Consider the following 11,331-nt stretch of genomic DNA (forward strand, 5'->3'; position numbering starts at 1 on the left):
GCCACCGTGCCGGCCGCGCGCGGGTCCACCCCGCCGGCTCCGGCCGTGCCGGGCGCGGCGGTGCCGGTCGGGGCGCGGTCGGCGGCCGTGGTGGGGCTGTCGTCACCGGCCGCGGCCGGGGGCCGGTCGTCGGCTGTCGTGCTCGCCCCCACGGCGGCCGGGCGGGAGCGGTCGGCCACCTGCCCGCCGAGCGCGGCGCCGGTGACGGCCAGCACCGCGGCCCCGCCGGCCGCCGCCAGCACCAGGGAAGTACGTCGCATGATCTCCACCTCTCCTCGGTCGTGTCATCGAGGATCGGTCGGGGCCGGATAGCCCCGCGCTACCCCGGTTCTAAGCCCGGGTTAAGACCGCGGCGGGCCCAGCCGGAGCCGCACGAGCGCGCCGCCGTCCGGCCCGCTGCCCAGCTCCAGCCGGCCGCCGGCGGCCCGGGCGGCCCGGTCGGCGATGTCCAGGCCCAGCCCGGTCGACCCGGCCCCGCTGGCCCCCCGGCGGGCCGCGCCGGCCGGCAGGCCCGGCCCGGCGTCCGCGATGGTCAGCAGCACCCCGGCGGCATCCGGCGCGAGCCGCACGGTGAACGGCGTGCCGTCCGGGGTGTGCGCGAAGACGTTGCCCAGCAGCGCGTCCACCGCATCGGCCAGCTCGTCGCCGCCCACCCCGACCGGCAGCGGGCCGGGCGCGAGGTCGAGGGTGACCGTCCGCCCGGTGTCCTCGGCGAGCACCGACCAGAACGCCACCCGCTCGCCGACCACGGCCGCCGCGTCGCAGCCGGCGCCGCGGCCCGGCGGCCCGGTGCGCCAGCGGGCCTGCCGGATCACCCCGGTGACCGCCCGTTCGAGCCCGTCGACCGCGGTGGTGAGCCGGGCCGCGTCATCCGGGTCGCGCAGCGACTCGGCCTCCAGCCGCAGCACGGTCAGCGGGGTACGCAGCCGGTGCGACAGGTCGGCCACCTGCTCGCGCTCCTCGCGCAGCAGCACCTGGATCCGCCCGGCCAGGTGGTTCAGGGCGCCCGCCACCTCGCGCAGCTCGGCCGGTCCGGCCGGCTCCACCCGGGCGTCCAGTTCGGCGTTGGCGAGCCGGTGGGAGACCGCGGAGAGCGCGGCGATCGGCCGGACCAGGGTGGCGGCCAGCCGGTCGGCGACGACCAGCCCGACCAGCACCAGCAGCACGCCGAGCAGCGCCAGCACCAACCACGCCCGGGCCACCCCGGCGGTCAGTTCCGAGCGGGGCACCACGGTCCGGATCACCCCGGTCCCGTCCGGTCGGCCCTGCACCGCGATGACCACCTCCCGCCCGCCGGCCGACTCGGCGGTCAGGCTCTGCCCCCGGGCGGCGAGGGCCACCGCCGGCGTACGCGGCGCGGGCGTGCCGAGCACCGTGCCGTCCGGCAGGAAGACGCTGATCTGGCGGCCGGAGGCGGCGGTGAGCTGCTCGACGGTCAGCCGGACGGTGTCCGGGTCGGCCGTGCCGACCACCGGGGCCAGGCTCTGCGCGTCGGCGGTGGCGCGTACGGTCGCCCGGTCCGCCGCGACGGTCCGCACCAGCAGCGCCAGCGGCACCAGGAACGCGGTCAGGACCAGCACGCTGACCGCGGCGACGAGCAGCGCCAGCCGGCCCCTCACCGGCCGTCCCCGGGGGCCGCCAGCCGCACCCCGACCCCGCGCACGGTGTGCAGGTAGCGTGGCTCCTGAGCGCGCTCGCCCAGCTTGCGCCGCAGCCAGGACAGGTGCACGTCGACGGTCTTGTCGGCGCCGCCGTACGGGATCCGCCAGACCTCGGTGAGCAGTTCCCGCTTGGTGACCACCTGCCCGGCGCGCCCGGCCAGGTGGTGCAGCAGGTCGAACTCCCGCGGGGTCAGCTCGACCGGTACGCCGTCCAGGCTGACCTGCCGCGAGCGCGGGTCGATCCGCAGCCCGCCGACCACCAGCGTGGGGTCGGCCGTCGCGGTGTCGCCGGCGGTGCGGCGCAACACGGCCCGGGCCCGGGCATCGAGCTGGGCGGCGGTGAATGGTTTGACGAGGTAGTCGTCCGCGCCGGCGTCGAGCATCCGGACGATCTCCGTCTCGTCGTCGCGGGCGGTGGCCACGATGACCGGCACCGAGCTGACCGCCCGGAGCATCCGCAGCAGCTCCCGGCCGTCCAGATCGGGCAGTCCGAGGTCGAGCACGACCAGATCGGGCCGGTCGTCCAGCGCGTCGCGCAGGCCGGCCAGCGCGGTCGAGGCGGCGGCGACCGCGTGGCCGCGCTCGCGCAGCGCCCGGAGCAGGGGGGTACGGATCGTCAGGTCGTCCTCGATGAGCAGCAGCCGGACCACGGTTGGCAGGTTAGCCCCGGCAACCGCCGGCGGCTTCCCCCGTTAACCCTCGCTTAGCGTTCCCCGGTGCCGGGCGCAACCTCGCCTCGGTCAGACTCGACGCATGGGCCGTCGTCCGATCCTCGCCGCCGCCGCCGGCTGGCTGGCCGCCACGGTGGTCGCCACCCTCGTCGGGCTCGGCGCGATCCGGCTGGTCGGCGAGGGCATCACCGGCACCCCCGGCGGCGTACTCGACCAGGGGGACGTCGAGCGGGCGCTGGCGGCCGCACCGACCGGCGGCCCGACCGCGGCGGCCGCACCGACCGGCGGCCCGACCACGGCGGCCACCCCGACCGGGGCGGCGACGCCGACGACCGGGACGGCGACGCCGACGACCGGGGCGGCAGGTCCCACGCCGAGCGGCGGGCCGCCCGCCGCCGGCCGGCGGGGTTTCGCCACCGCGGGCGGTACGGCGGTGGCCGAGTGCGGCCCGGCCGGGATCCGCCTAATCTCCTGGTCGCCCGCTCCCGGCTACCAGGCCAAGGACGCCGACCGGGGGCCGGACGAGCACGTCGAGGTGCGCTTCGTCGGCCCGGAGGGGGAGTACGAGCTGCGCCTGCGCTGCGTCGACGGGCGACCCACGGCAACCCGGCACGATTGATGTTTCCGCAGGTCAAGGCGGGTTCCGTGGATCGCTGAAAGTCCATGATCTGACGGCGCCGCAGGTGGCTGCGGGGGTGCGACACCGCATAACTTCGATGACATCGGGGCGATCACCGTCGATCCCCCTTGTCACGACATCTGCGCTTTGGCGCCGGCGGGAGTCGGCGCTCGGGAGACCTCATGTCCAGCACGAGATCCAGACGGGGATCCGGCGATCAGCCCGCGCCCCGGTCGGCGGAGCTCGCTCACGCGGACGCCGAGATCGCCAGTTGCACCGCGGTGGGACTGCCGGCCAGCGCCCGCGTGCTGTTCGCCGTGGTCGAGGCGAACGGCACCCTGGTCCGCGGGCTCGGCGTCACCTCGGCCACCCGGCTGGCCGCCGGCATGTACCAGGTCGCCTTCGACCAGGACGTCACGGCGGCCGGCTACGTGGGCACGGTCGGCGTCGCGGCCGGCGGCGGGCTCGCGCCCCAGGGCGCCATCACGGTGGCGCCGCGCAGCGGCATCCCCAACGCGGTCTTCGTCGAGACGTACGTCGGCGGGGGGCACCTGGACCGCCCGTTCCACCTGGCCGTCCTCACCTGAGCGGGCGGCGGGGCGGGCGCGCACACGAGCGCACGGCGCCGTCCGGCCGGGGCCGTAACGTCGCCGCGCTCTGGCCGTCTCCCACCGCCGCAGCCGTACGGCGGTACGCCAGCGGGGACTTGGCTCGACCGGCACAGGCTTACACCGGTCCTGTGCCACCAGATGCCCGTCCGGACGGGATCCAAACCCCGGGTGCGTGGCGAATTCCACCATCTGCGAGTCCCGGCGTGAGCCGACGGCGCACCGGGTATGTGCGCGTCATGGAGCATTTCACGATCGCGACCGTCGCCGAGAAGAGCCCGGACTTCCGCCGGGTGCTGTGGACCGGGCAGCACACCCAGCTGGTGATCATGACCATCCCGCCGGGTGGCGAGATCGGCGAGGAGGTCCACGAGGACATCGACCAGATCCTCACCTTCGTCAGCGGCACCGGCGAGGCCCGGGTGGCCGGGGAGAAGAAGGACGTCGTCGCCGGCGACCTGGTGGTGGTGCCCGCCGGGACGAAGCACAACTTCGTCAACACCGGCCCCAACCCGCTGGTCCTCTACACGGTCTACGGTCCCCCGGAGCACGCCGACGGGGCGGTGCACAAGACCAAGGAGGAGGCCGACGCGGCCGAGGAGGCCGGGGAGGACGAGCCGCCCACCGCCTGAGCGGCCCGCCTGAACGCGATCGGTCCGGGTACCCGGTGCCGGTGCACCAGCCGGCGATATCCGACTACGGATTCCTCTCCGACTGCCGTTCCGGGGCCCTGGTCGGGCGGGACGGGTCGGTCGACTGGTGGTGCCCGGACCGGTTCGACGCGCCCTCGGTCTTCGCCCGCCTGCTCGACCCCGCCGGCGGGCACTGGCGGCTCGCCCCGCTCGCGGCGAGCCGGGTCGAGCGGGCGTACCGGCCGGACACGCTGGTGCTGCGCACGGTCCACCACACCCCGGAGGGGAGCGTCGCGGTCACCGACGCGCTCGCCGCCGAACCGGGGGCCCGGGGACACGAGCTGGGCCGGAACTCGCCCGCCGTGCTGGTCCGGGTGGTCGAAGGGCTCTCCGGGCGGGTCCCGATGCGGCTCGACTTCGTGCCCCGGCCGGAGTACGGGATGCTCACCCCGTACCTGCACGGGCAGCCGGGCGGCGGGGTGCTGGCCACCGCCGGCCCGGTGGCGCTGGTGCTGCGCGGCACGGGTCAGGCGCTGCACCCCGACGGTGCGCAGGTCACGCACACCTTCGAGGTGACCGCCGGCCAGACGGTCGGCTTCGACCTGGCGTACGCGGCGGTGCACCGGGACCCGCCGGTCCGGCTCGACCCGCTCCGGGCGCTGGCCGAGACGGTCCAGGCGTGGGAGGCGTTCCGCGAGTCGCACCGGTACCAGGGGGACTACATCCCGCAGGTGCGGGCGAGCGCGACCGTGCTCACCGGCCTCACGTACGCCCGCAGCGGCGCGGTGGCCGCCGCGGCGACCACCTCCCTGCCGGAGCTGATCGGCGGCGACCGGAACTACGACTACCGCTTCTCCTGGCTGCGCGACTTCTCGATGACCATGCGGGCCCTCTGGGTGGCGGCCTGCCCGACCGAGGCGTCCCGGCTGTTCGCCTGGGCGGCCCGCTCGATCGGCCGGATCGGCGACGAGCCGGTGCCGGTGCTCTTCGGGCTGGAGGGGGAGCGGGACCTCGCCGAGCACGTCGCCGGGCACCTGTCCGGCTTCGCCGGCAGCCGGCCGGTGCGGATCGGTAACGACGCCTGGCAGCAACGGCAGCTCGACGTGCCCGGTGAGGTGATCGCGGCGGTGTGGCGGCTGCACGACCAGCTCGGCGAGACCTTCGCCGAGGAGGTGCGGGAGATGGTCGTCGGGCTGGCCGGACAGGTCGCGTCGACCTGGCAGCTGCCGGACTGCGGCATGTGGGAGACCCGGGATGCCGAGCGGCACTACGTCTCGTCCAAGGTGCTCTGCTGGGTGGCGCTGGACAAGGCGGTGCGGCTGGCGCCCCGGCTCGGGGAGCGGGCCGACCCGCGCCGGTGGGCGGCCGTCCGGGACGAGATCCGGGCGACGGTGCTGCGCGAGGGGTGGCACGAGCGGACGGGCGCGTACACCGGCGCGTTCGGCTCGGCGGAGCTGGACGCGTCGGTGCTGGTCCTGCCGGTGATGGGCTTCCTGCCGGCCACCGACCCGCGGATGCGTTCCACCATCGCCGTGGTGGAGCGCGACCTGGGCACCGACGACGGCCTGGTGCGCCGCTGGGACACCGACCCGGCCGGCTTCCTGCTCTGCTCGTTCTGGCTGGTGGAGTGCCTGGTGCTGGCGGGGGAGCCGGAGCGGGCCCGGGCGTTGTTCGAGCGGGTCCTCGGGCAGGCCAACGACGTGGGCCTGCTCGCCGAGCAGATCGACCTGAACAGCGGGGCCCAGCTGGGCAACCTGCCGCAGGCGCTGTCGCACATCGGCTTGATCAACGCGGCCTGGCGGTTGACCGACCCGACCAGCGGTTGACCTGCGACAGTCCTGCACACCGCGGCCATTGACCTTGATCTCTCTGCCGGCCTGGCCTGCCGAGGAGGCCCCCGGCGCATCCAGCGGGTCTCATGCCTGCCCGCTGTCAGGCCCTGCGACGGCGCCTGGCTTACTTCGCCCACCTCGCCCACCTCGCCTACCTCGCCCACCTCGCCCACCTCGCCCACCGCGCCACCTGGCCCACCTCGCCTACGGGTACCGCGCCACCATCACTCGCTGTAACGAGCCGGGGCGCGCATGCCACCCTCCTTCGCTGCCTTTGCTCTGCAGCCCTCTACGCAGCGGTGGACGCTCGGTTACTGATGCGTCGGTGGCTGCAGAGCAAAGGCGGGAAGAGGTGGACTCGATGACGGCTGGCGCAAGGGTGAATTGCCCCGGGTTTGAGGCATTGATGCGGGGGCGCGGAAGGCCGTGGAGTGGTGCGCTGTAACGCTGCGTCATTGTTGCGGTAAGTGATCGGTGTCGCGCTTGGGCACGGTTGCTCGTCGCTTTCTACCGGAGGCCCCGACTTCCACAGGAGACCCCGAGCTGCCCGAGCTAGGAAAACCACCACAGCCGCTGGAGCGGCCCGAGCCGGTGGCGTTGCTTACCGAGCCACTTGACGTGCCCTGGCTGGCGGCGGGCATCGTGCGTGCGGTGCGCCGCCGGGCGGACGCCAGTCAGCGGCGGTTGGCGCGGTCACGCCATCGGCACGGCCGATACGTCCACCGTCTCCGGGTACTTGAGGCCGGCACCGGTGTTCAACACCACCACCCGCTCGCCGGCCCGGATCCAGCCGCCCGCCCGCAGGTGCCGGGCGGCGGTCAGGCAGGCCGCCCCCTCCGGGCAGAGCAGCAGCCCCTCCCGGGCGGCGAAATCCCGCAGGTCGGCGAGGATCTCGGCGTCGTCCACCGCGATCGCGGTGCCGCCGCTCTCCCGCAGCGCCGCCAGGATCAGCTCGTCGCCGAGCGGGGCCGGCACCGTGATGCCGTACGCCACGGTGCTGGCCTCCGCCCACGGCGTGGCGCGCGGCTCGCCGGCCGCGAACGCCCGCACGATCGGTGCGCAGCCGGTCGACTGCACCGCCACGAGGCGGGGCAGCCGGTCCTCCACCCAGCCCAGCTCGCGCAGCTCGTGCAGCGCCTTGTGGATGCCGATCAGCCCCACCCCGCCCCCGGTGGGATAGATGATCACCTCGGGCACCTGCCAGCCGAGCTGCTCGACGATCTCGTACCCCATGGTCTTCTTACCCTCCAGGCGGTACGGCTCGCGCAGCGTGCCGGCGTCGAAGACCCGCCCGGCCGACTCGGCGACCAGCCGGGCCACCCACCGGCCGGCGTCGCTGATCAGCCCGTCCACCAGCCGCAGGTCCGCCCCGGCCGCGACGCACTCCCGGCGGCAGATGGTCGGCGCGGACAGCGGCATGGCGATGGTCGCGCCCAGCCCGGCCCGGGCCGCGTACGTCGCCCAGGCCGCCCCGGCGTTGCCGTTGGTCGGCATGGCGATCCGCTCGACGCCCAGCTCCCGGGCGCGGCTCACGCCCACCGCCGCGCCGCGGGCCTTGAACGACCCGGTCGGGGTCAACCCCTCGTCCTTCACGATCAGGTCGGGGATCCCGATCTCCTGGCCGTAGTCGGGGGCGCGCAGCAGCGGCGTCCAGCCCTCGCCCAGCGTGGTCACGAAGCGCGGGTCCGCCACCGGCAGCACCTCCCGGTAGCGCCACAGGTCGGCCGGGCGCAGCCCGAACTGCTCGGGGGTCACCGACGCGGCCACCGCCGCCAGGTCGTAGCGGGCGAGCAGCGGCGAGCCGCACCCGCAGAGGTTCTGCGGCTCGCCCGCCGGATGCTCCCGACCGCAGCGCGGGCATTCCAGGTGCGTCAGGTGCACGGTGCTCCTCAGCTCTGGTCGATGCTCAGCCAGTGCCGGCTGCGCCGACCCGGCTCGTACGGGGCGTCGAGGCGCTTCGCCACCACCCCCGGAAGCCCCTGGTCACGGGCGGTTCGCAGGGCGTCCGCGCCGACGCCCGGGAACCACGGCGGAGTCTGCCAGTGCGGGCCGGTCAGCGCCAGGCCGTCGAGCAGTTCCCGGCGCTGCGCGTACGGCAGGTCGAGGCTGGTCGCGCCCTCCAGCCAGAGCAGGTCCACGGCGAGGAACTGGCCGTCGCGCTTGGTGGGCGCCTTCATCCGCCCACCCGGGTCGATCCGGACCAGCACGCCGTCCAGCACCGCCTCGACCGGCGCCAGCTCCTCGGCCATCGCGCGCAGCCACGGGTACCCGCCGGTGATCTCCTCGTCGGTGTCGCCGAGCAGCCGCAGCCGCCCGCCGGAGACGTACGCCATCGCCCGCACGCCGTCCCAGCGCAGCTCGTACCCCCAGGCGGCCTCGTCCTTCGGCAGCCGGCTCGCGGCGGTGGTGTGCATCGGGCGGACCAGCTCCGGCATCGGCGTCCAGCCCTCCGGCGCGGGGTCGGTGCGGCGGACCATCCAGTCCCGGCCCCGGCCCCCGGTGGCGAAGAGCACGTACCGGCCCTTCGTCCGCTGCCCGTCCAGCACCACGATCACCTCGTCGTCGCGCCACTTCTCCGCGCGGTACGTCCCGGTGTCGTGGACGATCATCCGGCCGCCGCCGTACTCGCCGGCCGGGATCTCGCCGTGGAAGGTGAGGTACTCCATCGGGTGGTCCTCGGTGTGCACGGCGAGGTGGTTGCGTCCGGGGTCGCGGGGGAGCCCGCGCGGCACCGCCCAGGAGGCCAGCACGCCGTCGTGCTCCAGCCGCAGGTCCCAGTGCAGGCTCCGGGCGTGGTGCTGCTGGATGACGAACCGGAGCTGGCGCCGCGCGCCCCGCTTCCGCTCGGTCGTCGCCGCCGGCACCGGCTCCGGGGTACGCGCGGCGTCCCGCTTCCGCCGGTACTCCTCCAGCCGGTCGCCCACGCCCGTATTCTCCGGCAGGACAGGCCGGATCGCCCGGTTCCCGCCCTTTCTGTCTCGTTCCGCGCGCGCCGGGCGGCCGGCATGGCTGCGGCGTACCGGGGTAGAAGCGTCGGTATGGACCTCGACCAGCCCACCGTCCCGCTCACCGGCGACGTCCGGATGCCGCTGCTCGGCTTCGGCACCTGGCAGGCCACCGGCGAGGCCGGGTACGACGCGGTGCTCGCCGCCCTGGACGCCGGCTACCGGCACATCGACACCGCCACCATGTACGGCAACGAGAAGGAGGTCGGCCGGGCCATCGCGGAGAGCGGGCTGCGCCGCGAGGACCTCTTCATCACCACGAAGCTGCCGCCCGACCGGGTGGGCCGGGAGCGGCAGACCATCGAGGCCAGCCTGGCCGCCCTGGACACCGACCACGTCGACCTGTGGCTGATCCACTGGCCGCCGTCCGCGGCCGGCGACAGCATCCCCGCCTGGCGCGAGATGCTCGCGGCCCGGGACGAGAACCTGACCCGGGCCGTCGGGGTGAGCAACTACAGCATCAGCCAGATCGACGAGCTCATCCAGGCCACCGAGGAGACCCCGGCGGTCAACCAGATCCGCTGGAGCCCGTCGCTGTACGACCGCCAGGTGCACGCGGCGCACCGGGACCGGGGGGTGGTGCTGGAGGGCTACAGCCCGTTCAAGACCAGCGACCTGTCGGATCCCGTGCTGGTCCGGATCGCCCAGGCGCACGACGTCTCCCCGGCGCAGGTGGTGCTCCGCTGGCACATCGACCACGAGATCGTGGTGATCCCCAAGTCGGTCACCCCGGAGCGGATCCGGGCCAACGCCGACGTCTTCGGCTTCTCGCTCACCGCCGAGGAGATGCGCGACATCGACGCGCTCGGCGGCTGACGGTTCGGCAGCGGGGGCGCGGTCCGTCCGGACCGCGCCCCCGTGTCGTACGCCCCTGATCAGGACCGGGCGCAGGTGGTTCCGTTGAGGGAGAAGCTGGTCGGCGAGGAGTACGAGCCGTTCAACGTCCCCTGGTAGCCGAAGCTGGTGGAGGCGCCGGGCGACAGCGTGCCGTTGTAGCCGACGTTCCGGGCGGTCACCGCGGATCCGCTCTGGGTCACGGTGGCGTTCCAGGAACTGGTGATGGTCTGCCCGGAGGGCAGGTTGTAGCTGAGCGTCCAGCCGTTGATGGTGCTGCCGCCGGTGTTGGTGACCTGGACGTCAGCGGTGAAGCCGTTGTTCCAGGCGTTCGCGGTGTACTTCACCGCGCAGCCGCTGCCGCCCGACGGTGGCGGGGTGGTGGTCGGCGGAGCCGTCGTGGGCGGCGGGGTCGCGCCGGTGTTGACGCTCTGCGAGAAGGAGTTGACGGCCAGACCCACGCCGCCCTGCCACGGCTCGAAGCCGGCCTGGATGCTGGTCAGGTACCAGTCGTTGGTGATCGCGCCCCGGTTGCGGGTGTCGGCGATGAACGCCATGGCGTCGAAGCTCAGGCTGCTGATGGGGGACGGCGCCACGTACGAGATGACGTTGTTCGAGCCGTTGCTGCCCCGCCAGACCTCCCAGGTCCGCCCGGCGATGTTGGCGTTGCCGACCACGGAGCCGATCGGCTGGATCGGGCCCTGCCGGTTGAACCAGATCATGATTTCCATCTGGTTCACCCCGTCCTTCTTGGGGCTGGGGTCGAGCCAGATGTCGTACGCGGCGTCGTAGACGGCGCCGCTGACGTAGTTGTAGCTGATGCTGCTCGGCGCGCTGCCGATGTTCTTCACCTGGGCCGGCAGGTTGGTGCCGGGCGAGCAGTTGGTGTAGTGGCAGCCGACGAAGATCGACGGGTAGGAGACCGGGGCGCCGCTGGTGTTGCCGGTCCCGTCCTGCCGGGTGATGGAGAAACCGCTCGAGGTGACGTTGATGCACTGCTGGGCGGTGGTGCCCCAGCGGTTGTTCTGCACCACGTACTTGCCGCCGATGGTGGTCGATCCGTACTGGTCGCAGATCTGGGTGTCGGCGGAGGCGGTGCCGCCGAGGACGATGGCGACGATCGAGCTGGCGGCCAGCAGGCCGGCGGCCGCGATCGCCCTGAGTGGACGCTTCATGATGCTCCTTGGCTCGGCGCGGGGCGCCGGAAGGTGTGGTGGGGTACGTCCGGGAGCGCTCCCATGGTTCCTCAACACATTCACATGTCTAAAACCGTTGTGCAACTGCGCCGACCGAATCGCCCTGGTCTTTCCACGCTCGGTGAGCCGCCGCAGGCCGGGCGTACGCGCCGGGACGCGGTCACCGTCCGCGTCTGCGCGCCGGGCGGCGCCCTCACCCTCCGCGTCTGCGTGCCGGGGGGCGCGGTCACCCTTCGCGACTGCGCTGAACGGCCGATTGACCACCCTTTCACC

Annotated in this window: 10 protein-coding genes and 1 pseudogene; 5 read left to right on the forward strand and 6 right to left on the reverse strand. The window is 74.1% G+C overall.

Features of this window, described 5'->3' with window-relative positions; genetic code table 11:
• The 3 genes and pseudogenes from LQ51_RS25190 to LQ51_RS25200 form a co-directional block, all read right to left on the reverse strand.
• Positions 1–260, reverse strand: a pseudogene (locus LQ51_RS25190) (hypothetical protein); the annotation flags it as partial.
• An 81-nt stretch (positions 261–341) separates the two neighbouring features.
• Positions 342–1,619: a sensor histidine kinase gene (locus LQ51_RS25195; protein WP_046569838.1), complete on the reverse strand. Its 1,278-nt coding sequence runs from the start codon at positions 1,617–1,619 to the stop codon at positions 342–344.
• Positions 1,616–2,311 carry a response regulator transcription factor gene (locus LQ51_RS25200; protein ID WP_046569840.1) on the reverse strand — a complete coding sequence of 232 codons (696 nt, stop codon included), beginning with the start codon at positions 2,309–2,311 and terminating at the stop codon, positions 1,616–1,618. The genes LQ51_RS25195 and LQ51_RS25200 overlap by 4 nt, the downstream gene beginning before the upstream one ends.
• A 103-nt stretch (positions 2,312–2,414) precedes the next feature.
• On the opposite strand from LQ51_RS25200, the gene LQ51_RS25205 reads away from it, so the two are divergent.
• From LQ51_RS25205 to LQ51_RS25220, 4 genes are all read left to right on the forward strand, one after another.
• Positions 2,415–2,951: a hypothetical protein gene (locus LQ51_RS25205; RefSeq protein WP_046569842.1), complete on the forward strand. Its 537-nt coding sequence runs from the start codon at positions 2,415–2,417 to the stop codon at positions 2,949–2,951.
• A gap of 281 nt (positions 2,952–3,232) precedes the next feature.
• Positions 3,233–3,538: a hypothetical protein gene (locus LQ51_RS25210; protein ID WP_231605876.1), complete on the forward strand. Its 306-nt coding sequence runs from the start codon at positions 3,233–3,235 to the stop codon at positions 3,536–3,538.
• Positions 3,539–3,798: 260 nt separating this feature from the next.
• Positions 3,799–4,191 carry a cupin domain-containing protein gene (locus LQ51_RS25215; RefSeq protein WP_046569845.1) on the forward strand — a complete coding sequence of 131 codons (393 nt, stop codon included), beginning with the start codon at positions 3,799–3,801 and terminating at the stop codon, positions 4,189–4,191.
• A 41-nt stretch (positions 4,192–4,232) separates the two neighbouring features.
• Positions 4,233–6,017 carry a glycoside hydrolase family 15 protein gene (locus LQ51_RS25220; RefSeq protein ID WP_046569913.1) on the forward strand — a complete coding sequence of 595 codons (1,785 nt, stop codon included), beginning with the start codon at positions 4,233–4,235 and terminating at the stop codon, positions 6,015–6,017.
• Between the two features lie 699 nt (positions 6,018–6,716).
• On the opposite strand, the gene LQ51_RS25225 is transcribed toward LQ51_RS25220, so the two are convergent.
• Both LQ51_RS25225 and LQ51_RS25230 read right to left on the reverse strand, forming a co-directional pair.
• Positions 6,717–7,904, reverse strand: coding sequence for a threonine synthase (locus LQ51_RS25225; protein WP_046569848.1), 1,188 nt, complete (start codon positions 7,902–7,904; stop codon positions 6,717–6,719).
• An 8-nt stretch (positions 7,905–7,912) separates the two neighbouring features.
• Positions 7,913–8,947, reverse strand: a complete 1,035-nt coding sequence (locus LQ51_RS25230) for a DNA polymerase ligase N-terminal domain-containing protein (protein WP_046569849.1) — start codon at positions 8,945–8,947, stop codon at positions 7,913–7,915.
• A gap of 114 nt (positions 8,948–9,061) precedes the next feature.
• Between LQ51_RS25230 and LQ51_RS25235 the strand changes: the two genes are divergently transcribed.
• Positions 9,062–9,844 (forward strand): aldo/keto reductase, encoded by a 783-nt coding sequence (locus LQ51_RS25235; protein ID WP_046569850.1) that lies wholly within the window; start codon positions 9,062–9,064, stop codon positions 9,842–9,844.
• Positions 9,845–9,903: 59 nt separating this feature from the next.
• On the opposite strand, the gene LQ51_RS25240 is transcribed toward LQ51_RS25235, so the two are convergent.
• Positions 9,904–11,037, reverse strand: coding sequence for a glycoside hydrolase family 12 protein (locus LQ51_RS25240; protein ID WP_046569851.1), 1,134 nt, complete (start codon positions 11,035–11,037; stop codon positions 9,904–9,906).
• Between the last annotated feature and the right edge of the window lie 294 nt (positions 11,038–11,331).

It is taken from the genome of Micromonospora sp. HK10, assembly GCF_000982955.1.
Classification (GTDB): domain Bacteria; phylum Actinomycetota; class Actinomycetes; order Mycobacteriales; family Micromonosporaceae; genus Micromonospora.